The sequence below is a fragment of the Cellulosimicrobium funkei genome, assembly GCF_004519295.1.
GTDB classification, from domain to species: Bacteria; Actinomycetota; Actinomycetes; order Actinomycetales; family Cellulomonadaceae; genus Cellulosimicrobium; species Cellulosimicrobium funkei.
Genome location: NZ_SOZH01000008.1, coordinates 219,439 through 241,984 on the forward strand (window position 1 = coordinate 219,439; position 22,546 = coordinate 241,984).

20 protein-coding genes and 1 tRNA gene are annotated in these 22,546 nt (G+C 74.9%); 10 read left to right on the top strand and 11 right to left on the bottom strand.

Annotated elements, in window-relative coordinates; all coding sequences use genetic code 11:
- Positions 1-16: 16 nt before the first annotated feature.
- The 6 genes from E1O70_RS14580 to E1O70_RS14605 form a co-directional block, all read right to left on the bottom strand.
- Positions 17-1,093, bottom strand: a complete 1,077-nt coding sequence (locus E1O70_RS14580) for an LLM class flavin-dependent oxidoreductase (RefSeq protein WP_061266616.1) — start codon at positions 1,091-1,093, stop codon at positions 17-19.
- Positions 1,090-2,499 (bottom strand): LLM class flavin-dependent oxidoreductase, encoded by a 1,410-nt coding sequence (locus E1O70_RS14585; RefSeq protein WP_061266615.1) that lies wholly within the window; start codon positions 2,497-2,499, stop codon positions 1,090-1,092. Before E1O70_RS14585 ends, E1O70_RS14580 begins: the two co-directional genes overlap by 4 nt.
- The gene (locus E1O70_RS14590; protein WP_061266614.1) at positions 2,496-3,314 is read right to left on the bottom strand and encodes an ABC transporter ATP-binding protein; all 819 of its coding nucleotides are present in this window, start codon (positions 3,312-3,314) and stop codon (positions 2,496-2,498) included. Before E1O70_RS14590 ends, E1O70_RS14585 begins: the two co-directional genes overlap by 4 nt.
- Positions 3,290-4,153: an ABC transporter permease gene (locus tag E1O70_RS14595; protein WP_061266613.1), complete on the bottom strand. Its 864-nt coding sequence runs from the start codon at positions 4,151-4,153 to the stop codon at positions 3,290-3,292. Before E1O70_RS14595 ends, E1O70_RS14590 begins: the two co-directional genes overlap by 25 nt.
- Positions 4,150-5,268 (bottom strand): ABC transporter substrate-binding protein, encoded by a 1,119-nt coding sequence (locus E1O70_RS20145; RefSeq protein ID WP_061266612.1) that lies wholly within the window; start codon positions 5,266-5,268, stop codon positions 4,150-4,152. The genes E1O70_RS14595 and E1O70_RS20145 overlap by 4 nt, the downstream gene beginning before the upstream one ends.
- A 516-nt stretch (positions 5,269-5,784) precedes the next feature.
- Positions 5,785-8,352 carry an ATP-dependent Clp protease ATP-binding subunit gene (locus E1O70_RS14605; protein ID WP_031315080.1) on the bottom strand — a complete coding sequence of 856 codons (2,568 nt, stop codon included), beginning with the start codon at positions 8,350-8,352 and terminating at the stop codon, positions 5,785-5,787.
- Positions 8,353-8,632: 280 nt separating this feature from the next.
- Here E1O70_RS14605 and E1O70_RS14610 point away from each other — a divergent pair, with 280 nt between their 5' ends.
- The 4 genes from E1O70_RS14610 (at position 8,633) to E1O70_RS14625 (ending at position 11,705) form a co-directional block, all read left to right on the top strand.
- On the top strand, positions 8,633-9,280 hold the full coding sequence (locus E1O70_RS14610) for a hypothetical protein (RefSeq protein ID WP_206154073.1): 648 nt from the start codon (positions 8,633-8,635) through the stop codon (positions 9,278-9,280).
- Between the two features lie 170 nt (positions 9,281-9,450).
- Positions 9,451-10,404, top strand: coding sequence for a universal stress protein (locus tag E1O70_RS14615; RefSeq protein ID WP_061266611.1), 954 nt, complete (start codon positions 9,451-9,453; stop codon positions 10,402-10,404).
- Positions 10,405-10,480: 76 nt separating this feature from the next.
- On the top strand, positions 10,481-10,813 hold the full coding sequence (locus tag E1O70_RS14620; protein ID WP_061266610.1) for a cupin domain-containing protein: 333 nt from the start codon (positions 10,481-10,483) through the stop codon (positions 10,811-10,813).
- A gap of 181 nt (positions 10,814-10,994) precedes the next feature.
- Positions 10,995-11,705 carry a hypothetical protein gene (locus E1O70_RS14625; RefSeq protein WP_061266609.1) on the top strand — a complete coding sequence of 237 codons (711 nt, stop codon included), beginning with the start codon at positions 10,995-10,997 and terminating at the stop codon, positions 11,703-11,705.
- Positions 11,706-11,772: 67 nt separating this feature from the next.
- Here E1O70_RS14625 and E1O70_RS14630 read toward each other — a convergent pair whose 3' ends face one another.
- Positions 11,773-12,267, bottom strand: a complete 495-nt coding sequence (locus E1O70_RS14630; RefSeq protein WP_061266608.1) for a hypothetical protein — start codon at positions 12,265-12,267, stop codon at positions 11,773-11,775.
- 603 nt (positions 12,268-12,870) lie between these two features.
- Here E1O70_RS14630 and E1O70_RS14635 point away from each other — a divergent pair.
- The 3 genes from E1O70_RS14635 to E1O70_RS14645 all read left to right on the top strand — a co-directional run bounded on the left by E1O70_RS14635 (position 12,871) and on the right by E1O70_RS14645 (position 16,592).
- Positions 12,871-14,997: a heavy metal translocating P-type ATPase gene (locus tag E1O70_RS14635; protein WP_061266665.1), complete on the top strand. Its 2,127-nt coding sequence runs from the start codon at positions 12,871-12,873 to the stop codon at positions 14,995-14,997.
- Positions 14,998-15,132: 135 nt separating this feature from the next.
- Positions 15,133-15,732, top strand: coding sequence for an alpha/beta hydrolase family protein (locus tag E1O70_RS14640; RefSeq protein ID WP_061266607.1), 600 nt, complete (start codon positions 15,133-15,135; stop codon positions 15,730-15,732).
- Between the two features lie 92 nt (positions 15,733-15,824).
- Entirely contained in the window at positions 15,825-16,592 is a 768-nt protein-coding gene (locus E1O70_RS14645; RefSeq protein ID WP_061266606.1) for a hypothetical protein, read from the top strand.
- Positions 16,593-16,687: 95 nt separating this feature from the next.
- On the opposite strand, the gene E1O70_RS14650 is transcribed toward E1O70_RS14645, so the two are convergent.
- From E1O70_RS14650 to E1O70_RS14665, 4 genes are all read right to left on the bottom strand, one after another.
- Positions 16,688-16,960 carry a hypothetical protein gene (locus E1O70_RS14650; protein WP_061266605.1) on the bottom strand — a complete coding sequence of 91 codons (273 nt, stop codon included), beginning with the start codon at positions 16,958-16,960 and terminating at the stop codon, positions 16,688-16,690.
- Positions 16,961-17,116: 156 nt separating this feature from the next.
- Positions 17,117-17,189 (bottom strand) — tRNA-Thr (locus tag E1O70_RS14655).
- A gap of 112 nt (positions 17,190-17,301) precedes the next feature.
- Positions 17,302-18,855 (bottom strand): alpha/beta hydrolase, encoded by a 1,554-nt coding sequence (locus tag E1O70_RS14660; protein ID WP_061266604.1) that lies wholly within the window; start codon positions 18,853-18,855, stop codon positions 17,302-17,304.
- Positions 18,856-18,943: 88 nt separating this feature from the next.
- Complete coding sequence (locus E1O70_RS14665; RefSeq protein WP_061266603.1) at positions 18,944-19,552, bottom strand: hypothetical protein; 609 nt, start codon at positions 19,550-19,552, stop codon at positions 18,944-18,946.
- A 237-nt stretch (positions 19,553-19,789) separates the two neighbouring features.
- On the opposite strand from E1O70_RS14665, the gene E1O70_RS14670 reads away from it, so the two are divergent.
- The 3 genes from E1O70_RS14670 (at position 19,790) to E1O70_RS14680 (ending at position 22,542) form a co-directional block, all read left to right on the top strand.
- Complete coding sequence (locus E1O70_RS14670; RefSeq protein WP_205688659.1) at positions 19,790-20,992, top strand: low temperature requirement protein A; 1,203 nt, start codon at positions 19,790-19,792, stop codon at positions 20,990-20,992.
- Between the two features lie 109 nt (positions 20,993-21,101).
- A complete protein-coding gene (locus tag E1O70_RS14675) occupies positions 21,102-21,482 on the top strand; it encodes an SHOCT domain-containing protein (RefSeq protein WP_051027601.1) in 381 nt (126 codons plus the stop codon).
- A 70-nt stretch (positions 21,483-21,552) separates the two neighbouring features.
- Positions 21,553-22,542 (top strand): TIGR03557 family F420-dependent LLM class oxidoreductase, encoded by a 990-nt coding sequence (locus tag E1O70_RS14680; protein ID WP_021483001.1) that lies wholly within the window; start codon positions 21,553-21,555, stop codon positions 22,540-22,542.
- Positions 22,543-22,546 lie beyond the last annotated feature (4 nt).

The window sequence follows — 22,546 nt, forward strand, 5'->3', positions numbered from 1 at the left end:
CCGGCGACGCTGACCGTCAGTCGCGCAGGAGCGGGAGGAGCCGGGTGCCCTGGCGCTCGATCTCGCGCAGGTACGGGGTGTCGGACAGGACGAAGTGCGTGACGCCGAGGTCCTGGTAGCGCCGCAGCGACTTCGCGACGTCGCCCGCCGAGCCGACGAGCCACGTCGTGCCCGCTCCCCCGCCGCCGAACCAGCCCGGGGCGGTCCACAGGTTGTCGTCGAGCACCTCGCCCCGCTCGGCCAGGTCGAGCAGGCGCTGCTGCCCGACAGCCGTGCTCCGCCCCCGGTCGCGGGCCGACCACGCCTCGCGCTCCGGCGACCGGGCCGCGAGCTGCGCGACCTTCGCCTCGGCGTCGGCCCACGCCTCCTCGGTCGTGTCCCGCACGAACGTCGTGACGCGCAGCCCGAACTCGAGCGGTGCGTGCTCACGGCCGAGCTCGGCGCTCAGCCGCCTCAGCCGGTCGATGCGCTCGGCGATCCCGTCGAGCGGCTCGCCCCAGAAGAGCTGTACGTCGGCCTCGGTCGCCGCGACGCGCTCCGCCGCCTCCGAGGCGCCGCCGAAGTAGATCCGCGGGTGGGCGCGGTCGCCGCGGACGACGGGCCGCGGCCCCAGCGACGAGCGCGTCACCGAGAAGTGCTGGCCCGCGTACGTGACCTCCTCCTGCGTCCACAGCCTGCGGACGATCTGCAGGAACTCGCGCGTGCGGGCGTAGCGGTGCGCCGGGTCGGCCTCGCCGTCGCCGTACGCCTCCTGCCCGTCGGTGCCGGACACGATGTTGACGCGCAGCCGGCCCCCGCTGAGGTGGTCGAGGGTCGCGGCGGCGGACGCGAAGTGCGCGGGCCGCCAGAACCCGGGCCGGATCGCGACGAGCGGCTCGAACGTCGTGGTGCGGGCGGCGAGCGCCGTCGCGACCGTGAACGTGTCGGGACGCCCCCAGCTCGTCCCGAGCAGCGCGCCCGCGAACCCGTGGCGTTCCAGGGCGTGCGCGTGGCTCGTCAGGGTGTCGAGGCTGTTGTGGTCCTCGGTGGTGTCGTCGCCGCGGTGCCCCGGCCGCACCTGGTTCGGGATGTACCAGAGGTGCTCCGCGCTCATGCGAAGGCCCCCTCGACGACTCGTGCCCCGCCGTCGGACGACGTCCCGGCGGGGGCCGCGTCCGTGTAGCGGTTGGCGGGCCGTTCGAGCCCGTAGTGCTCGCGCAGCGTCCGGCCCTCGTACTCGGTGCGGAACAGGCCGCGCTCGCGCAGCACGGGCAGCACGTGCTCGACGAACTGCTCGAGCCCCGACGGCAGCACCGCAGGCATGATGTTGAACCCGTCGGCGGCCTCGGCGTCGTACCAGTCCTGGAGCGCGTCGGCGACCTGCTCGGGCGTGCCGGCGAACGTGCGGTGGCCCCGCCCGCCGCCGAGGCGCCCGATGAGCTGGCGCACCGTGAGCCGCTCGCGGCGCGCGAGCTCGACGATCAGCGTGTACCGGCTCTTGGCCCCCTCGATCTCGTCCTCGGTGGGCAGGCCGTCGGGCAGCTCGCGGTCGAGCGGCAGGTCCTCGGGCGCGAGGCGCAGCGTCTTCGCGAGCTGGGCGCGCGCGTACTCGGGGACGATGAGCTCGTCGAGCTCGCGCTCCCGCGCGAGCGCCGCCGCCTCCGTGGACCCGATGACGGGGACGATGCCGGGCAGGATCTTCACCGTGCCCGGGTCCCGCCCGACGGCGACCGCCCGGGCCTTGAGGTCGGAGTAGAACGCCTGGGCGTCGGCGAGCGTCTGGTGCGCGGTGAACACGGCCTCGGCGTAGCGCGCGGCGAGGTCCTTGCCGTCCTCGGACGACCCGGCCTGCACGATGAGCGGGCGCGCCTGCGGCGAGCGCGGCGTCGTGAGCGCGCCGTGCACGGAGAAGTGGGTGCCGACGTGCGCGGGCCCGTGGATCTTGGCCGGGTCCGCCCAGACGCCCGCGGCCTTGTCGGCGAGCACGGCGTCGTCCTCCCACGAGTCCCAGAGCCGGAACGCGACGTCGAGGAACTCGGCCGCGCGCTCGTACCGCACGGCGTGCGCCGGCTGGTCGTCGAGGCCGAAGTTCCGCGCGATCTCCGGCCCGGCCGTCGTGACGACGTTCCACCCGGCGCGGCCGCCCGAGACGTGGTCGATCGACGCGAAGCGCCGCGCGAGGTTGTAGGGCGAGTTGTACGTCGTCGACGCCGTCGCGATGAGGCCGATGTGCTCGGTCACGGTCGCGATCGCCGTCAGGACGATGAGCGGGTCGAGCGAGCCCGCCGGGCGGCGCCCGACGTCGGACCGCAGCCCGGGGCCGTCCGCGAAGAAGATCGAGTCGAGCTTCCCCGCCTCCGCGACCTGCGCGAGGCGCTGCAGGTGCGCGATGTTCGTCGAGGTCCACGACGGGTCGCTCTCGGGCAGGCGCCACGACGCCTCGTGGTGGCCCGTGCTCATGAGGAACGCGTTGAGGTGCAGGCGGCCGGGGCGGTGGCCCGAGGAGGCGTGGCGGGTCATGCGGCGGTGTCCTTCCGGTCGGGGGTGGTCGGGGCGTCGCGGACGACGCCGAGCGCGTCGAGCAGCTCGGTGCGGAGCCGGGCGAAGCGGGGGTCGGCGGGGTCGCGGGCCTCGGTGGGGCCGTAGCTCCGGTCGACGCGGCGCTCGGCCGCGATCCGCCCCTCGTCGAGCACGACGACGCGGTCCGCGAGCACGATCGCCTCGTCCACGTCGTGCGTGACGAGCAGGACCGCGGGGCGGTGCCGCGCGCACAGGTCGCGCAGCAGGGCGTGCATCCGGATGCGCGTCAGGGCGTCGAGCGCGCCGAACGGCTCGTCGGCGAGCAGGAGCCGCGGCGAGCGCACGAGCGAACGGGCGAGCGACACGCGCTGCTGCTCGCCGCCCGAGAGCTCGTTCGGCCACGCGCGCTCGCGCCCGGCCAGGCCGACCTCCGCGAGGCTCGCGCGGCCGGCGTCCCGCGCGGCGCTCCGCCCGCGCGCCCCGGCGTCGAGACCGAGCACCACGTTGTCCAGCACGCGCGCCCACGGGAGGAGCCGCGAGTCCTGGAAGACGACGGACACCTGGTCCGGCACGACGACCTCGCCCGAGCCCGCGACCCCGTGGTCGAGCGCGGCGAGCGCGCGCAGGAGCGTGCTCTTGCCCGAGCCGGACCGGCCCAGGATCGCGACGAACTCGCCGTCGTCCACGGTGAGGTCGAGGTGGTCGAGGATGCGCTGCTCCCCGTACGACCGGACGAGCGAGCGGACCCGCACGGCCGCGCCCGGCGCCGTCGGGCGGGCCTCCTGCGCGGTCAGTCCTCCAGCGTGCGCCGCCACGAGAGCACCCTCCTCTGCAGGAGGCGGACGGCGAGGTCCGCGGAGTAGCCCAGCACGCCGTAGACCACGAGGCCGACGAGGATGATCTCCGTCTGCCCGTACGTCCGGGCGAGCTCCATCATGTAGCCGATCCCGGCCGTCGCGTTGACCTGCTCGACGACGACGAGCGCGAGCATCGACCCCGTGACCGCGAACCGCAGGCCGAGGAAGAAACCGGGCAGCGCGCCGGGCAGGATGACGCGCCGCACGAACTGCCACCGCGAGAGCTGCACCGTCTCGGCGAGCTCGACGTAGCGGCTGTCGATCGCGCGCAGACCGTTGTGCGTGTGCAGGTAGATGGGGATGAACACGCCGAGCGCGATGGTGATGACCTTCATCTCCTCGCCGATGCCGAACCACAGGATGAGCAGCGGCAGGAGCGCGAGGTTGGGGATCGCGCGCTTGACCTGGATCGGGCCGTCGAGCACCGCGTCGCCCACCCGGCTCAGCCCGGCGGCCAGCGCGAGCACGACTCCCGCGACGATGCCGGCCGCGAGCCCGAGCGCGGCGCGCGTCAGGGAGACGCCGAGGTGCGCCCCGAGCTTGCCGTTCGCGACGAGCTCTGCGCCCGTCGAGACGACCGTCCACGGCGCGGACAGCACGCGCGGGTCGACGAGCCCCGTCGCGGACCCCACCGACCAGACGACCGCGAGGAGCGTGACCCCGACGAGCGCCGCGAGCGGGACCGGCCGGCCGAGCCCGAGGCGCGTGCCGCGCGGTCGCACGTCCGCCGGGGTCGACGGCGCGGCGTCGGCCCGCGGGACCGCGACGTCGACCCGGTCGACGACCGCGGCGCTCACTGCGCGCCCCCGTCCCGCGCGGCAGCCGCCGCCTCGCCCGCGACCGGGCCGAAGCGCACGTCGAACAGGTCCGCCGCGTCGAGCGGCTGCTCGTCGAGCTCCGCCGCGAGCAGGTCGACCGTCGCCTGCGTGCGCTCGATGCCGTCGGTGAGGTCGGACGGGACGTCCGGGACTGGCGCGTGGTCGACGAGGTACTGCGCGTCCTCCTCGCTGAGCCCCTGGTCCTCGATGTAGTAGCCCTGCTTCCACTCCTCGGGGTGCTCCGCGACCCAGATCTTCGCGGCCGCCCACGCGGCGACGTACTCGCGCAGCGCCGCCGCCCTGGCCGGGTCGCGCACGACCTCGGTCGGGCCGTAGAGGTGCGACGCGTCGTCGCGCAGGTGGTGCTGGACCGACGTCGCGCCGTCGGCCTCGTACGTCGCGAGGTACCGGAAGAGCTGCGTGCCGCCGAGCGGCGCGACGTCGACCTCGCCCGCCGCGAGGGCCGTCGAGTAGACGTCGCCCGTGCTCGGGAGCTCGACGAGCTCGACGTCGTCCTGCGTGAGCCCGGCCTCCTCCAGCGCCTTGAGGACGATCGCGCCCTGCGCCTGGCCCGGGCTGAACGCGATGCGGTGACCGCGGAAGTCCTCGAGCGAGTCGAGCTCGACCCCCGGTGCCCCCGCGAACTCGTAGACCGGCGCGTCCTCCCAGTTCTCCCGGTAGACGGACGCGTAGACCTGCACGTCCAGACCCGTCCACGTCGCGTGGATCGGCGGGATCTCCGCGACGGCGCCGACGTCGAGCGACCCGGCCCGGAACGCCTCCGTCGTCGCCGGGCCGCCCGAGATGTTGGCCCACTTGATCTCGAACGAGAAGTCGCTGTCCAGGTCGTCGCCCGCGAGCTCGAACGCCTTCTGCGTGGTCGGGTCGCCGACCCGCAGGACGGTGCCCTCCGGCACCTCGGTGGGCAGCTCGGCGTCCGGGGCGAGCGTGCCGCCGTCGGTCGGGTCACCGCCCCCGGACGCCTCGGCGGTGCTGCACGCACCGGCGGCGAGGAGCGCGACGAGACCGAGCGTGACGGCCGTCGCCCTCCGGCGGCCGGGCGGTGCGGACGGACGGAGCGGGGAAGCAGGCATGACGGGTCCTCTCAGGGAGAGCGCACGGGAGGCACGAGGCGCGCGGGTGCCGTGCGCAGGGGTGGTGGGACGGCCCGACGGCGGCCCGGGACGGCCGTCGGTCAGTGCGTCGGGGTGCTCAGCGGCACGCGGTCGGACGACACGCGGCCCGACGGCGCAGGCGCGCACGCAGGGCACGACGACACGCGAGTCCGGGCACGTGCCCGGCGTCGGTGGCGGGGAGGGCGACGAGGCCCCCCGGTGTCGTCGGCATGCGGGCGACTGTGCCAGCGTGCGCAGACCCCGCAAAGGGCCGTCGCCCCCCGTCCCACGACAAGAGCAGACGTAACGCCGTGCAACGGCGCCTCGCCCGCCGACCAGGCGGTCCGTGTCGGCCGAGCAGGCGATGGTGGTGCGTCGGTCGTCCCGGACGCGCCACGACCACCTGCTCGGCGGGCGAGGGGCGCCGGGACGACGACGGGCCCCGACCCTCCCGGAGGAGGATCGGGGCCCGTGTGTCAGGCGTTCAGGAGTGCGTCACTCCGCGCCGGCCTGCAGCTCGCCCGTCGGGGGCAGGTCGCGGACCGAGACGCCGGTGGGGGCGTCGAGCGCCGCGGCCGCGCCCACGCTCACCGGGCCGCGGTCGTGCTCGCCCTTCGAGACACCCCGGAAGGTGAACTCTCCGAGCAGGCCCTCGCCCTCGGCGTCGACCAGGACGATCTCGCCGGCCTTGAGCTCGCCGAACAGGATCTTCTCCGAGAGCACGTCCTCGATGTCGCGCTGGATCGCGCGGCGCAGCGGACGAGCACCCAGGACCGGGTCGTAGCCCTTCTCGGCGAGGAGCTGCTTCGCGGGCTGCGTGAGCTCGATGCCCATGTCCTTGTCCCGCAGGCGGGCGTCGAGACGGGCGATCATCAGGTCGACGATCTGGATGATCTCGGCCTGCGAGAGCTGCGGGAAGACCACCACGTCGTCGACGCGGTTGAGGAACTCCGGCCGGAAGTGCTGCTTGAGCTCGTCGTTGACCTTCGCCTTCATGCGCTCGTAGGACGTGACCAGGTCGCCGCCGGCGTTGAAGCCGGTCTGGACGCCCTTGGCGATGTCCCGCGTGCCGAGGTTGGTCGTCATGATGATGACGGTGTTCTTGAAGTCCACGACGCGGCCCTGCGAGTCGGTCAGGCGACCGTCCTCGAGGATCTGCAGGAGCGAGTTGAAGATGTCCGCGTGGGCCTTCTCCACCTCGTCGAACAGGACGACCGAGAACGGCTTGCGCCGCACCTTCTCGGTGAGCTGGCCACCCTCGTCGTACCCGACGTAGCCGGGGGGCGAGCCGAACAGCCGCGAGACGGTGTGCTTCTCGGAGAACTCCGACATGTCGAGCTGGATGAGCGCGTCCTCGTCCCCGAAGAGGAACTCGGCGAGCGCCTTGGCCAGCTCCGTCTTCCCGACGCCCGTGGGGCCGGCGAAGATGAACGACCCACCGGGGCGCTTCGGGTCCTTGAGGCCAGCACGCGTCCGGCGGATGGCCTGCGACAGCGCCTTGATCGCGGCCTCCTGGCCGACGACGCGCTTGTGCAGCTCGTCCTCCATGTTGAGCAGGCGGCTGGACTCCTCCTCGGTGAGCTTGAAGACCGGGATGCCCGTGGCCATGGCCAGGACCTCGGCGATCAGCTCCTCGTCCACCTCCGCGACGGTGTCCAGGTCACCGGACTTCCACGCCTTCTCCTTGTCGGCGCGCTTCGCGGTGAGCTGCTTCTCCTTGTCGCGCAGACCGGCGGCCTTCTCGAAGTCCTGCGCGTCGATCGCGGACTCCTTCTCGCGGCGCGCCTCGGCGATCTCCTCGTCGAGCTCCTTGAGCTCCGGCGGGGCCGTCATGCGGCGGATGCGCAGGCGCGCGCCCGCCTCGTCGATGAGGTCGATCGCCTTGTCCGGGAGGAACCGGTCGTTGATGTACCGGTCCGCGAGCGTGGCCGCGGAGACGAGCGCGGAGTCCGTGATGGACACGCGGTGGTGCGCCTCGTAGCGGTCGCGCAGGCCCTTGAGGATCTCGATGGCGTGCGGGAGCGACGGCTCGGCGACCTGGATGGGCTGGAAGCGGCGCTCCAGGGCCGGGTCCTTCTCGACGTGCTTGCGGTACTCGTCGAGCGTCGTCGCGCCGATGGTCTGCAGCTCGCCGCGCGCGAGCATCGGCTTGAGGATGCTGGCGGCGTCGATCGCGCCCTCGGCGGCACCCGCCCCGACGAGGGTGTGGATCTCGTCGATGAACAGGATGATGTCGCCGCGCGTGCGGATCTCCTTGAGGACCTTCTTCAGGCGCTCCTCGAAGTCACCGCGGTAGCGCGAGCCGGCCACGAGCGCGCCGAGGTCGAGCGTGTAGAGCTGCTTGTCCTTGAGCGTCTCGGGGACGTCCCCGCGGACGATGTCCTGGGCGAGGCCCTCGACGACGGCCGTCTTGCCGACGCCGGGCTCGCCGATGAGGACGGGGTTGTTCTTGGTGCGGCGGCTCAGCACCTGCATGACGCGCTCGATCTCGAGGCTGCGCCCGATGACCGGGTCGAGCTTGCCCTCGCGCGCGGCCTGGGTGAGGTTGCGCCCGAACTGGTCGAGCACGGCCGAGCCGGACGGCTGGCCCTCGGTGGGACCGCCGGCGGCGACCGGCTCCTTGCCCTGGTAGCCGGACAGGAGCTGGATGACCTGCTGGCGCACCTTGTTGAGGTCGGCGCCCATCTTCGTCAGGACCTGGGCGGCGACGCCCTCGCCCTCGCGGATGAGGCCGAGCAGGATGTGCTCGGTGCCGATGTAGTTGTGGCCGAGCTGGAGCGCCTCGCGCAGCGACAGCTCGAGCACCTTCTTGGCGCGCGGCGTGAACGGGATGTGCCCGCTCGGGGCCTGCTGGCCCTCGCCGATGATCTCGGTCACCTGGGTGCGGACGCCGTCGAGGGAGATCCCGAGGGACTCCAGCGCCTTGGCCGCGACACCCTCGCCCTCGTGGATGAGGCCGAGGAGGATGTGCTCGGTGCCGATGTAGTTGTGGTTGAGCATCCGCGCCTCTTCCTGGGCGAGGACGACGACCCGACGGGCTCGGTCTGTGAATCTCTCGAACATGTGCTGCTCCTCGTGAGCGGCGTACACCTGCCCGCCGGACGACGGGTACAAGCCTGACCGCATTGACTCTATGCGGTTCGAACGAGCCGCACCCCCTCCGTATGCCGTTGTTCGCCAGGGGCGTGAAAGAGGGGTCGCGCCGTGACCTGCCGGGCGGTCGCGGGTGCACGACGGCGGAGATCACCCGGCCCGACACGCGCCGGGGGCGTTGACCGCGGCCCGCGCCACGGGCAGGCTCGGGAGTGCGCCCCGCACGACGTCCAGAAGGGTGGCGAGAGCGATGCACCAACCGGACCAGCCGCCGGAGGACACCCCCGCACCGGACGCGGACGAGCGAGAGGCACGCCCCGCGGGCTCGGCCGCGTCGTGGGAGCAGGTGGTCGCGCGGTTCCACGGCGCTGTCGCGGAGGTCGACGACCCGCTCACCTGGGGCCTCGACCTCGACGAGGAGACGCTCACGGGCGCCGGCCACGGGGCGCACGACCCGGCTGAGGAGCGCTTCCTGCGCTCCTACGTGTCGTTCACGGGCGAGACGCTCGACGTCGAGACGCTGCGGGTGCGGGCCGCGCACGACGAGCAGGCCGAGGACATCGCCCGCACCGCGCTCAGCGGGGCGCTCGCCGCGCCCCTGCACTCGGACACCCCCGGCGACGACGACTTCCTCGACTCCTACCAGGAGTACCGCGCCGCGATGCGCGCGATCGTCGAGGAGGTGGACGTCGCGCCCGTCGTGCGCACCACGTTCCGGGTCGACGGCGAGACCCGCCCCTGCCTGTACGTCACCGTGCGGGAGCACGCCGCGGCGTACGTGCCGGTCGGGGACCGGGCGCTGGTGGTCTCGGGCCCGGCGGACCTGCTCGCGCGGGTCGACGTGGTCACCCGCCCCCTGCGCAACATCCTCCAGGACGAGCCCGACCCGCGGTTCTGACCGGCTCCACGCGCCCCGCCGCGGGACTCTCGTCCACCACCTCGGGACGCCCGTCCCGGGCGCCTCGCGTCCCCGCGGCCTAGGGTCGAGTCAGCACCGGCGCCGCCGACGGCGTCGGGGACAGCACGCCGACGGCGCACGCGGTCGGCCGACCGGGCGGAGGTGGCGAGATGCGCGGCGTGATCGTCGGTGTCGACGGGTCGGAGGAGTCGGGCGGCGCGCTCGACTGGGCGCTGCGCGAGGCGGCGGACCGGGCGGTGCCCCTGACGGCGGTGCTCGCGTTCGAGTCGCGGCAGGGGCAGGGCGACGGCCCCGACGCGGCGGCCGAGGAGAAGCGGGCGCTCGCTCAGGAGTGGCTCGACGCCGCGCGCGCCCGCACGGGGATCGGCCCGGACGCGGTGACCGCGACGGCCGTCGCCGAGCGCGGCAGCCCCGCGGCCGTCCTGCTCGCCCTCGCCCAGCCACGCGTCGCGCAGGCCGCCCAGGACGACGTGCGGCCCGACGCCGCCGACGGCGACGACGCCGACCTGCTCGTCCTCGGCCGCTGCGGCCGGGGCCGCCTCGGTCGGATGGTCCTCGGGTCGGTGCCGACCGCCGTCGTGCAGCACGCGACCGTCCCCGTGACCGTGGTGCGCGGGACGCCCGACGTGCGCCACGACCACGCGCGGCCCGTCGTCGTCGGGGTCGACGGGTCGTCGACGTCGGTCCAGGCGCTGCGGCACGGCGCCGACGTCGCGCGGCGCACGGGCGCGACGCTCGAGGCCCTGTTCTGCTGGCAGATCGTCTCGCTCGCGCCCCTGCCCGACTCGTGGGGATGGACGCCGCCCATCGACGACTACGAGAAGTTCGCCGCCCAGAAGCTCGACGCCGCGCTCGAGGCGGCGGGGGTCGCCCTGCCCGACGACCGCCTCGTGCGCAGCGTGCAGCACGTGCACGCCGCGAAGGGGGTCATCGAGGCGTCGTCGCGCGCGGAGCGGCTCGTGCTCGGCAACCGCGGCGTCGGCGGGTTCGACCGGCTGCTCCTGGGCTCGGTGAGCCGGCACGCGGTCGAGTACGCGCACTGCCCGGTCACGGTCGTGCGGCCCGCGGACGCGACGCACCCCTCGGGCACCCACGACAACTGAGGCCTTGCCCGACGCGCGGGCGGCAGCGACGCCCGCCGCGCGGCATGATGGAGCTCCCCGACAGGCCGGAGCCCCGATGACGAACGTCGACCTCCTCACGGAAGCCCACCTCACGACCGCCCGCACCGCGGCGAACGGTCGCAGCGCCGAGGTCGTGCTGCACGACGGCCCGCTGCGCCAGACGATCCTCGCGCTGCGCGCGGGCGTCGAGCTCGGGGAGCACAACTCCCCGCCCGCGGCGTCGATCCAGGTGCTGCGCGGCCGGGTCCGGGTCACGGCCCTCGGCGAGGGCGACGTGGAGCTGGGCGAGGGCGAGCTGCGCGTGCTCACGCACGAGCGGCACGCGGTGAGCGCGATCGAGGACGCGGCGTTCCTCCTGACGACCGTGACGAGCGTCCCGGCCACCTGAGCCCCGGCCCTCCCTGCCCCCGCCCCTCTCTCCGCGAGCACGCGACCCGCGACCGGATCGCGTCGAGAGGGGTCGCGGACCCCGTGCTCGGCGGGTAGGGCCTGCCCGGCCGCGGCGCCCGGGCTCGATGCACCGCGAGCTGCTCCTGCGAACCGCCCGCACGGCTGCCAGGGTGGTGCGGATGAGAGCCTCGACAACGACGACCGTCCTCGCCGCGAGCGCCCTGGTCCTCGCGGCCTGCACCACGGCCCCCGGCGACGAACCGAGCACCCCGGAGCCGTCGGCCCCGGCCCCCTCGACCTCTGCCGCGACCCCGGCACCCGGCGATCCCGCCGCGGCGCTCCCGACGGACGCGCCCGCCGACGTCCTCCTCCCCGCGGGGGCGTGGGGCGGCGAGGGAGGACGCGAGGAGGCGGAGGGGGTCGCGGACTGGCACCTCCCGGAGGCGTGCGCGGACGGCGGCCCCGCGGACGCCACGGCGATGCGCACCGCGACCGAGGGCGACGGCGCGGCCGAGGGCACCGTGGGGGTCCACCAGGTCGCGGTGTTCGCCGACGCCGACGCCGCGACCGCGGAGGCCGCGCGGCTCGCGGACCTGCTCGCCGCGTGCGCGGCGCAGGACGGCGCGGAGGGCTCGACGTACACGGCCGAGCCGCTCGACGTCGGCGCCCAGGGCAGCGGCCTGGCCACCGACTACTACGGGTCGGGCGGGAGCGGGGACCTGGAGACGGCGCTCGGCACCTACCTGGCGACCACGCGGCGCGGTGCCGCGGTCACCCTCGTCGCGCTCGACGGCGGGGAGAGCACCGTGGGCGCGGCCCGCGAGACGGTCGCGGAGCAGGCCGGTGCCGCGTGGGAGCTGCTGTGCCGCTACGAGCAGGCGGGCTGCTGACGGACGGCCCTTCCGCCCGGGAGACTCACTCCCGGGACGTCGCGCCCCGGGTCGCCGTGGCGGGCGCTCAGACCCGGACGGCCCAGGCGGCGAGGGCCAGCGCCGTGACGTCCTCCGCGACGGCGCCGGGCCAGTCGGGCCGCTCGCCGACGGCGAGGCGTCGCCACGCCGCACCGCCCCACGTCCCGACGGCCCCGCCCGCGGCTCCCGCGACGGCGGCGAGGACCAGCCCGACCGGACCGGTCCGGTGCCGGGCGACGAGCACCCCGCCGACGGCGCCGCTCGCGACGCGGACGACGGGGCCGGGCGGCGCGAGCCGGCTCGGCGTCTGCGGCAGCTTGTCGCCGACCAGCTCGCCGACGACGCCCAGGAGCGCCGCACCGCGCGCGAGCGGCCCGGGTCCGTGACCCGACCGGCCCGACCCGCCGGGCCGCACGAGGCCGGCCAGCACCGGCGCCGCGACCCCGAGGCTGCTGCGCGCGCCCGCGGCGACGCCGAGCGCGAGGGCCCGGGCGAGCACCGCCGTCGTGCCGCGCGGCGCGGCTGCGTCCTGGGACGTCATGGGGTCCTCCTGCGGTGGGGTGGTGGCCCGGTCGACCGGGTCCCCCCGAACGTAGCCGCTCGCGGGGCGGCCCACCCGGCGGCGACGCGTCCCGCTCGCCGGGTCCCGCGCCCGGTCCCGGGCCCACCCTGAGCGACGTCGCGGTCGGCGAGCAGGCGCTGCGCCTCGCGGTCGCCCGGGCGACGACGCACCCCGGCGCGTGGTGGTCCGGTGCCCTGTCGTGCTGCGAGAGCCCACCCCGTGCCCCTGACGCCGCCCCTCGCGGACGGGTCGAGCAAGAACGGTTGACGGATCGGCCCCACGGGGGCATGATCGGGAGGAAGTGATACCCCCTAGGGGTATCAGCGGCCGAGAGGAGACACGGTGGACCACCGCACGGAGCACGGCCCCGGGCGTCGGACCGGCGCGGACGGCGAGCACGGGCACCACGAGGCGCACACGCACACCGAGGCGCACGGGCACCCCGGCGCGGCGGCGACCGCCGCCGTCGACCACGCGACGCACGACCCGGCGGCGCACCGCGGCCACGACACAGGGCACGAGGACCACCACGCGGGTCACGGCACCGCGGGCCACGGCACGTCCGGGCACGAGGGCCACGGCATGGCCGGGCACGAGGGCGGCACGGCCGGGCACGAGGGCCACGGCACGGCCGGGCATGAGGGTCACGACATGGCGGGTCACGGGGGTCACGGGGGGCACGGCGACCACGTCGGGCAGTTCCGCCGGCTGTTCTGGATCATGCTCGTCCTCGCGGTCCCCACGGTCGCGCTGAACGCCATGTTCGCGATGCTCCTGGGCTACGACCTGCCCGACGCCGCGTGGGTGCCCTGGGTCTCCCCCGTCCTGGGCACGGTGATCTACGCCTGGGGCGGGCGCCCGTTCCTCACCGGTGCGGTGAGCGAGCTGCGGAGCCGCAAGCCCGGGATGATGACGCTCATCTCGCTCGCCATCACGGTCGCGTTCGTGTCGTCGCTGGGAGCGAGCCTGGGCCTGCTCGCGCACGAGCTCGACGTCTGGTGGGAGCTCGCGCTCCTCGTCGTCATCATGCTGCTCGGTCACTGGCTCGAGATGCGCTCGCTCGCGCAGACGGCGTCCGCGCTCGACTCGCTCGCCGCGCTGCTCCCGGACGAGGCGGAGCGGGTCGCCGAGGACGGGACCGTGACGACCGTCGCGCCGACGGACCTGCGCGTGGGCGACCTGGTCGTCGTCCGGCCGGGAGGGCGCGTGCCCGCGGACGGCGAGGTCGCTTCCGGCTCGGCGGACGTCGACGAGTCGATGATCACCGGCGAGTCGCGCCCCGTGCGCCGCACCGTCGGGGACGCCGTCGTCGCGGGGACCGTCGCGACGGACGACGCGCTGCGCGTGCGGATCACGGCCGTCGGCGAGGACACCGCGCTCGCGGGCATCCAGCGGCTCGTCGCAGACGCGCAGGCGTCGTCGACGAAGACCCAGCGCCTCGCGGACCGTGCCGCCGGGTGGCTGTTCTGGTACGCGCTCGGGGCCGCTGCCCTGACGATCGGCCTGTGGCTCGTCTTCGGCACGCCCGAGCAGGCGCTGATCCGGGCGATCACCGTCCTCGTCATCGCGTGCCCCCACGCGCTGGGTCTCGCGATCCCGCTCGTCGTCTCGCTCTCGACGGAGCGCGCCGCGAAGGCGGGCGTCCTCGTCAAGGACCGTCTGGCGCTCGAGCGCATGCGCACCGTGGACACCGTCCTGTTCGACAAGACCGGGACGCTCACCGCGGGCGAGCCGGTCGTCGTGCACCTCGCGACCGCGGGCGGCACGTCCGAGGCCGCGCTGCTCGCGCTCGCCGCAGCGGCCGAGGCGGACAGCCAGCACCCGCTCGCCCGCGCGATCGTGCGGGCGGCCGAGGAGCGGGGCGACGACGTCCCCCGCGCCACCGACTTCCGGTCGCTCACGGCCGTCGGCGTCGAGGCGACCGTCCCGACCCCCGACGGCGCGCGCCGCGTCGCGGTCGGCGGCCCCGCCCTCCTGCGCGAGCGCGGGCTCGACCCCCTGCCCGACGCCGCGGCGTGGGCCGAGGACGGGTCGACCGTCCTGCACGTGGTCGTCTCGGACGAGGCCGGCACCCGCACCGGCACCGCGTCGGACGCGCGGTCCGGCGAGGTCGTGGGCGCGTTCGCCCTGGCGGACGCGATCCGTCCCGAGTCGCGCGAGGCCGTCGACGCGCTGCACCGGCGCGGCATCCGGGTCGTCATGATCACCGGCGACGCCGAGCCCGTCGCCCGCGCGGTCGGGCGCGAGCTCGGCATCGACCAGGTCTTCGCGGGCGTGCGCCCCGAGGACAAGGACGCGAAGGTCGCCGAGCTGCAGCACGGCGGGCGCGTCGTCGCGATGGTCGGCGACGGCGTCAACGACGCCCCGGCGCTCGCCCAGGCGGACGTCGGCATCGCGATCGGCGCGGGCACCGACGTCGCGATCGCGTCCGCCGGGGTGATCCTCGCGAGCTCCGACCCGCGGGCGGTGCTGTCGATCATCGAGCTGTCGCACGCGTCGTACCGCAAGATGCAGCAGAACCTGTGGTGGGCCGCGGGCTACAACATCGCGGCCGTGCCCCTCGCCGCGGGCGTGCTCGCGCCCGTCGGGTTCGTCATGCCGATGGCGGTCGGCGCGATCCTCATGTCCGCGTCGACGGTCATCGTCGCGCTCAACGCGCAGCTCCTGCGCCGCACCGACCTCGACCCGGCCCGGCTCGCGTCGCGGTGACCGGGGCCGCGAGACCCCCTCGACCACGAGGTTGCTGTCGTCCTGCCGCGCAGGGCGACAGCAACCTCGTGGTCGGCCGCGCGGAAGGTCGTGCTCGACCGTGAGGAACCCCGTGCGCGCTGCGAGACTGGGCCGGTGACCACGCCGCACCCCGACGACCGGCCCGTCGCCGGCGTCCTCCTCACGCCCGGCGCCGGCGCGAGCCGCGACCACCGCGCGCTCGTCGCGATCGACGAGGCGCTGGCCGCCCTCGACCCGCCCGTGCCGGTGCGCCGCGTCGACTTCCCCTACCGGATCGCCGGCAAGCGGATGCCCGACCGGCCGCCCGTCGCGATCGCGCACGTCCGCGCCGAGGCGGAGGCGTTCGCCGCCGAGCTCGGCACCACGACGGACCACCTCCTGCTCGGTGGCCGCTCGTACGGCGGCCGCATGTGCTCGATGGCCGTCGCCGAGGGGCTCCCCGCCGCCGGGCTGGCCCTCGTCAGCTACCCGCTGCACCCGCCGGGCAAGCCCGAGCGCCTGCGGACCGAGCACTTCCCGGACCTCCACGTGCCGGTCCTCCTCGTCTCCGGGCGCACCGACCCGTTCGCGACGCCGGACGAGCTCGCCGAGCACACCGCCGCGATCCCCGGGCCCGTCACGCGCGTCGAGCTGCCCGGCGCCCACGACCTCAAGGGGCAGGACGCGGCCGTGTGCGAGGCCGTCGTCCGGTGGCTCGCGACGCTCGAGGCCTGACCCGCCGCAGGGCGCCGCCCCGACGTTCCGACCCGCCCGCACGACTGCGTACGATGTGCCGCGGACAGCTCCCGAACGACCCGGAGGTGTTGATGCGCGCCGCTGGCCGCCTGCTCGCCCTCGCACCGCTGGCGCTGCTCGTGGTGGCCGTCGCCGCCGCACCCGCGACCGCCGTCGGCCGGGACGGCGAGAGCGGGCTCGAGGTGAGCGTCGACGGCGTCTCGTTCGACCCGGAGCGGCTCTGGTCCGAGTGGGGCGCCGTCTCCTACGCCGTGAGCGCGCCGGACGGGAGCCGCGAGCGGTACTACTCCGACTCCTACGGCCCGCGCGACTCCGCGGACGGGTTCCTGGCCTTCTCGGTGCCGTCGCGCACGTTCCCCGACGGCTACTGCGTCACGTGGGCCCAGGTGTCCGGCCTGCGGGCACAGCACGCGCGGTGGAACGGGGACGATCCCGTCTGCACGACGGCGCAGGCCGAGCCCTCCCCCACGACGGCGCCCCCGGCGCCGACCCCCGACGCCCCCGCAACCTCGGCCCCGACGGCCGAGGCGCCGCCGGCCGCGGCGGTCGTGGAGGCGCCCGTCGAGACGCCGGACGCGCCGGAGCCCGACGTCACGGAGGAGCCGACCGTCGAGCCGACGGAGGAACCGACCACGGCCGCCCCCGTCGAGCCGACGCCGACCGCCGCGCCCACGACCGCGGGCCCCGAGCCCGCGCGCGTCCCGCTCGCGTCCGTCGACCGCACGGCGCCGCCCCCGCCCGCAGGCGAGACCTTCCCGACCTTCGCCGCGGTAGGCATCGGCGGGCTCGTCGCCGCCGCGGCCGGCGGCGTGATCCTGCTCGTGCGCCGCGTGGGCTGAGGCCTCAGCGGCGGGCGGTGCCCGCCGTCGTCCAGCCGGACCGGCGCTCCCCGCTGGCCCGCGAGCACCGGGAGCGCGCGGCGCTGCTCAGCCGCTCAGGCCGCTGTCCTGCGGTCCGGGTCTCGCGACTGCGCACGGACCTCGGCGTGCGGGACCGGCCGGGCGAAGAGCCCGAGCACGGCGACGATCCCTCCGGCGGCCGCCGTCGTGGCCGCACAACCCAGGAGAAGGGTCACGTGCACGCGCGGCACGCCGTCTTCCGCCAGCGGGTTGTCGGAGATGACGCCCACGGTGTAGCCGGTGACGACGCCGGCGACCACCAGCACGAGGCCGAGGCCCATCAGGGTGACTGCGACGCTGCGGGACATCTCGCTCCTCGGGGTCGGGTCGTGCGGCCGACGTGCATCGTGCGGCCCGTGCGCCGTCCGGCCGCCACGAGTCGGTGCTCGAGTGTCGCACCGCTCCGCGCCGCCCCCTGAGCACGACGAAGGCCCGGAACCGTGGGTTCCGGGCCTTCGTCACCGAGCCGCCTAAGGGAATCGAACCCTTGACCTATTCATTACGAGTGAATCGCTCTGCCGACTGAGCTAAGGCGGCGTGCTACGTCCCGGTCCGCTCGGCGAACCGGTGGCAACGAGCGCCTACTGTACCCAACGACCGGGCCAGATTCCAAAGCGGGCCCGAGGGTCGCCGTCGGGCGCCCTCCGCGTCAGCAGCGGAGCCCGTCCTCGGGGACTGTCCCGTCCACGAGGTAGGCGTCCACGGCGTCGCTCAGGCAGTCGTTCGCGCGCCCGTACGCGGTGTGCCCCTCGCCCTCCCAGCTGACCAGGACGGCGGAGTCGAGCGTGTCGGCGAGGCCCTCGGCCCACACGTACGGGGTGGCCGGGTCGTTGGTCGTGCCGATGACGAGGATCGGCGCGGCGCCCTCCGCGGCGAGGTCGAACTCCTGGTCGACGACGGGGTACGCCCAGCCCTCGCACGTGAGCCCGCCGAACGCGAAGAAGTAGCCCATCGTCGGGGCCTCCTCCTCGAGCCGCTCGAGCTGGGCCTGCATCGCGGCCGGGTCGTCGTCCTGGCGCCCGTCGAGACAGTTCACGGCCCGGAACGCCTCGGCCGAGTTCGACGAGTACGTGCCGTCGGCGTTCCGGTCGTTGTAGAAGTCGGCGAGGTAGAGCAGGCCGTTGCCGGTGCCCTCCTCGAACGCCTCGGTGAGCGCCTGCGTGAGCACGGGCCAGCTCTGGTCGTTGTACAGCGTGACGGCGACGCCGTAGAAACCGAGGGTCTGCGTGACGCTGCGACCCGAGTCCGTCGGGAGCGGGTTCGCCTTCGCGGCGTCGAGGAGCGAGCGGATCTGGCGCATCCCCGCGTCCGTGTCGCCCTTCAGGGGGCACCCGGCTCCGGCCTGGCAGTCCTCGACGTACGCGCGCAGGGCGTTCTCGAAGCCGACGGCCTGCTGCTCGGAGATCTCGTCCGGGTCGAGCGAGGTGTCGATCGCCCCGTCGAGCACCATGCGGCCGACCTTGTCCGGGAACAGCCCGGCGTACGTGGCCCCGAGCTGCGTGCCGTAGGAGTAGCCGAGGTACGCGAGCTTCTCGTCGCCGAGGACGGCGCGCAGCATGTCCATGTCGCGCGCGGCGCTCTGGGTGTCGACCTGGCCGAGCAGCTCGCCCGTCTTCTCGGCGCACGCGTCGGCCCAGGCGCGACGGTCCTCCGCGAGCGCCTCGAGCCCCGCCTCGTCCGTGTCGAAGTCGCGCGACAGGGACTCGTCCTTCGCGGCGTCGTCGAGGCACACGACGGGCGAGGACTGCCCGACGCCGCGGGGGTCGAAGCCCACGAGGTCGTAGGCCGCGGTGACGCTCTCGCCGACGGTCGGCGCGAGCGACGCGACGAAGTCGACGCCCGACGCGCCGGGCCCGCCGGGGTTGGTGAGGAGCGAGCCGATGCGCTCGCCGGTCGCGGGCTGGCGCTTGACCGCGAGCTCGATCTCGCCCGCCGCCGGGTCCTGCCACGAGAGGGGGGCGCGCGCCGTCGTGCACTCCCAGCCGGCTCCGCAGTCCTCCCACGCGAGGGTCTGCCCGTAGAACTCCTCGAAGCCCTCCGGTCCCGTCTCGCCCGTGCCGGTCGACGACGCGGTCGGGACGTCCTCGACCGGGGTCTGCTGCTTCGGGGGCGCCGAGCACGCGCCCGCGACGAGAGCCAGCACGAGGGTCGCGGCGCAGGCCAGGGCGCGGCGAGCGGGGCGGGAGGAGGGGGACGTCGTCACCCGGACACGGTAGCCGCTCGCCCGTCGCGCGGGAGACGGCCCACCGGCGGCGGCCCGTCCTTTCACGCGCTCTTCACCGCGGGGGTCGTCACCCCGCGGTCCAGGCGAACTCGCCGGCCGCGCCCTCGGCCGGCGGCGGCACGACGACGGTCCCGCGGTCCCCGAGCACGACGCTCACGTCGGCGCTCGTGTCCACGTCGTCGGGCACCGCGACGACGGACGTCGCGGGGACGTAGTCCATGGTGCACGCGGTGTCGGCGGGGATGTCGACGAACGACACGACGACGTCGCTCCCCTCGACCGCGGCGTCGTCCTCGGCGAGCAGCGGGCACGAGCTGGACCCGAACGTCACGACGAGCAGGAGGCCCGGCTCGGCGCTCCACGCGGCGCCGGTGCCGCCCTCGGTCGGCGCGTCCGCGCCGGGCGGCAGGCCCTTGCCGTGCGCGCCCGCGACGACGTCCATCGTCGCGGCGTCGGGCAGGCCCTGCTGCTCGTCGGTGGCGCCGTCGGTCGGCTCCGTGGAGGGGTCCGTCGAGGGGTCGCCGTCGGGCTCCGTGGTCTCCTCGGTGGCGTTCGTGCCGTCACCGCCCCCGTCGGTTCCGGACGCGCACGCCCCGAGCAGGGCGACCGTGGCCGTGAGCGCGAGCGCCGCGGTGAGGCGCGCGGTGCGGGCGGCGGGACGACGGGCGGGGACCATGGGGACTCCTCGGTCGGCGACGGGTGCGCGACCATCGTGGTCCGCGCCGGGACCTCGCGCGCGCCGAACCGCCGACGCGCCGCGGGATCGTGACCCGACGGTGACCCGGGGTGGGAGCATCCCCGCACGGACGCACCGCACCCGACCCGCGGCACCGAGCGGCCCCCGCTGCGCTGGGGCCTGCGCACCGACCTCCTGCGGCACGGCGACGGCGGCGACTCGAGCCGGGTCGGCTACGTGGAGCTGTTCTTCGACCTGGTGTTCGTCTTCGCGGTCACCCAGCTCTCGCACGGGCTCATCGCGCACCCCGGCGTCGAGGCGCTCGGGCACACGCTCCTGCTCGGCGTCGCCGTCTGGTGGGTGTGGGTCGACACGATGTGGGTGACGAACTGGCTCGACCCCGAGCGCCTGCCGGTGCGAGGCCTGCTCGTGGTGCTCATGCTGCTGGGCCTCGTCCTCGCGAGCGCGATCCCGGAGGCGTTCGGCGACAAGGGCCTGCTGTTCGCCGTCATGCTCGTCGCGATGCAGGTGGGGCGCAGCCTCTTCACGATGGTCGCGATGGGCCGCGTCTGGCCCGAGAACGCGGTGAACTTCGTCCGCATCACGACGTGGCTCGCGGCGTCGGGCGCGCTGTGGGTCGCGGGCGGTCTCGTCGAGGAGCACCGCCTGCTGCTGTGGGCGGTCGCGGCCGCGATCGACGTCGCCGGGCCGCGCGCGATGTTCTGGCTCCCGGGGCTCGGGGCGTCGCGCGCGAGCACGTGGGTGGTCCGCGGGGAGCACATGGCCGAACGGGTCAGCCTGTTCGTCATCATCTGCCTGGGCGAGTCGATCATCGTCACGGGCGCCGCGTTCGCCGAGCTCCCCCTCGACCTCACGACCGTCTCCGCGTTCTGCTCCGCGTTCGCGAGCACCGTGCTCATGTGGCTGCTGTTCTTCGACCGGTCCGAGCGGCGTGCCACCGAGTACTTCACGTCGCGCGCCGAGCGCGGGATGGTCGCCCAGACGGCGTACACGTACGTCCCGTTCGTCATCGTCGCCGGGATCGTGCTCACCGCCGTCGCCGACGAGCTCGTGCTCCTGCACCCGCTCGGGCACGACGGCGGTCACGCCGACGCCTGGACCGCCGGCCTCGTGTGCGGGGCGGCGGCGACGTACCTCGTGGGGAACGCGCTGTTCCGGCGCGCGACGGGCGGGCGCTGGTCGCTCCCGCACGTGCTGGGCGCCGTCGCGGTCGGCGTGCTCTTCGCCGTCCACGCGTGGCTCTCGCCGCTCGCGCTCAACTGGGTGACGGACGGCGTCCTGCTGGCGGTCATCGTGGGCGACGTCGTCCGCGCGCGGCGGGCCCCGATCCCACCGTCGGGCGCGCCGTCGGACGGGCCGTCGGACGGGCCGGGCGCGCCCGCGGGGCCTCCGCCCGGGACACCGGCCGGGACGTCGTGAGCCGCGGAACCGCGCGCCTCGCCGGGCGCGATCGTCGCGACGTCGCTACGTTCGCCCTGATGGCGCGGGGCAGCAGGCCGTCGCGTCGCGGGACCCGTCGAGAAAGGGCGTGACCGTGGACTTCTGGGACTTCTTCTGGCTCCTCGTGTGGAGCTTCTTCTTCATCGCGTACCTCATCGTGCTCTTCCAGATCATCGCGGACCTGTTCCGTGACCGGGAGCTCTCCGGGTGGTGGAAGGCAGTCTGGATCATCTTCCTCATCTTCCTGCCCGTGCTGACGTCGCTCGTCTACCTCATCGCGCGGGGGCGCGGCATGGCGGAGCGACAGGCCGCGGCCGTCGTCCAGGCGAAGCACGACACGGACGCCTACATCCGCCAGGTCGCGACGACGTCGCCGGCCGAGCAGATCTCCCACGCCAAGTCGCTCCTCGACTCGGGCGCCATCACCCCCGAGGAGTTCGCACAGCTCAAGGCGAAGGCGCTCGCCTGACCGTCCCCTCCCTCCCCCGGGCCGGGCGTACCCGCGTGCGGGTGCGCCCGGCCCGTCCCACGATCGAGACATGACCCGCTTCGGCTACACCCTCATGACCGAGCAGTCCGGCCCTCGTGCGCTCGTGGAGCACGCGGTCGACGCGGAGCGCGTCGGCTTCGACTTCGAGGTGATGAGCGACCACTACTTCCCCTGGCTCGACGCCCAGGGCCACGCCCCGTACGCGTGGTCCGTGCTCGGGGCGGTCGCCCAGGCGACCGAGCGCGTCGGCCTCATGACGTACGTGACCTGCCCCCTCCTGCGCTACCACCCCGCGGTCGTGGCGCAGAAGGCCGCGACCGTGGCGCTCCTGTCCGACGACCGCTTCACCCTCGGGCTCGGCGCCGGCGAGAACCTCAACGAGCACGTGGCAGGCGAGCGCTGGCCCGCCGTCGGCGAGCGGCACGACATGCTCGAGGAGGCGGTGGAGATCATCCGCTCGCTGCTCGACGGCGAGCGCCTCACGTTCGACGGCGTCCACTACCGCGTCGACTCCGCCAAGCTCTGGGACCTGCCCGACGAGACGGTCGAGATCGGCGTGGCGGTCTCCGGCCCGCAGTCGATCGAGCGGTTCGCCCCGCTGGCCGACCACCTCGTCACGACCGAGCCCGAGGCCGGCGTCGTGCAGCGGTGGTCCTCGGTCCGCGAGCGCGCCGAGCTCGCGCCGTCGCGCGTCGTGGGTCAGATGCCGATCTGCTGGGACCCGGACGAGGAGACCGCCGTGGCGCGCGCGCACGAGCAGTTCCGGTGGTTCGGCGGCGGTTGGCGCGTCAACGCGGACCTGCCGACGACCGAGGCGTTCGAGGCGGCGACGGCGTTCGTGCGGCCCGAGGACGTGGCCGCGTCCATCCCGTGCGGCCCCGACCTGGATGCGGTCGTCGAGGCGGCGTCCGCGTGGTGGGAGGCGGGGTTCACCGACCTCGCGCTCGTCCAGGTGGGCGAGGTCGGGCAGCGCGAGTTCCTCGAGACCGCGGCCGGGCCGCTCCTGGAGAAGCTCCGCGCGGCGGCGCCGTCGAGCTAGCGGC

What these genes read in the sequence shown, in the direction of transcription:
- E1O70_RS14580 (WP_061266616.1), bottom strand. Translation starts at nt 1,093, where the DNA reads ATGAGCGCGGAGCACCTCTGGTACATCCCGAACCAGGTGCGGCCGGGG.
- E1O70_RS14585 (WP_061266615.1), bottom strand. Translation starts at nt 2,499, where the DNA reads ATGACCCGCCACGCCTCCTCGGGCCACCGCCCCGGCCGCCTGCACCTC.
- E1O70_RS20145 (WP_061266612.1), bottom strand. Translation starts at nt 5,268, where the DNA reads ATGCCTGCTTCCCCGCTCCGTCCGTCCGCACCGCCCGGCCGCCGGAGG.
- E1O70_RS14605 (WP_031315080.1), bottom strand. Translation starts at nt 8,352, where the DNA reads ATGTTCGAGAGATTCACAGACCGAGCCCGTCGGGTCGTCGTCCTCGCC.
- E1O70_RS14610 (WP_206154073.1), top strand. Translation starts at nt 8,633, where the DNA reads ATGCACCAACCGGACCAGCCGCCGGAGGACACCCCCGCACCGGACGCG.
- E1O70_RS14615 (WP_061266611.1), top strand. Translation starts at nt 9,451, where the DNA reads ATGCGCGGCGTGATCGTCGGTGTCGACGGGTCGGAGGAGTCGGGCGGC.
- E1O70_RS14620 (WP_061266610.1), top strand. Translation starts at nt 10,481, where the DNA reads ATGACGAACGTCGACCTCCTCACGGAAGCCCACCTCACGACCGCCCGC.
- E1O70_RS14625 (WP_061266609.1), top strand. Translation starts at nt 10,995, where the DNA reads ATGAGAGCCTCGACAACGACGACCGTCCTCGCCGCGAGCGCCCTGGTC.
- E1O70_RS14630 (WP_061266608.1), bottom strand. Translation starts at nt 12,267, where the DNA reads ATGACGTCCCAGGACGCAGCCGCGCCGCGCGGCACGACGGCGGTGCTC.
- E1O70_RS14635 (WP_061266665.1), top strand. Translation starts at nt 12,871, where the DNA reads ATGGCCGGGCACGAGGGCGGCACGGCCGGGCACGAGGGCCACGGCACG.
- E1O70_RS14645 (WP_061266606.1), top strand. Translation starts at nt 15,825, where the DNA reads ATGCGCGCCGCTGGCCGCCTGCTCGCCCTCGCACCGCTGGCGCTGCTC.
- E1O70_RS14650 (WP_061266605.1), bottom strand. Translation starts at nt 16,960, where the DNA reads ATGTCCCGCAGCGTCGCAGTCACCCTGATGGGCCTCGGCCTCGTGCTG.
- E1O70_RS14665 (WP_061266603.1), bottom strand. Translation starts at nt 19,552, where the DNA reads ATGGTCCCCGCCCGTCGTCCCGCCGCCCGCACCGCGCGCCTCACCGCG.
- E1O70_RS14680 (WP_021483001.1), top strand. Translation starts at nt 21,553, where the DNA reads ATGACCCGCTTCGGCTACACCCTCATGACCGAGCAGTCCGGCCCTCGT.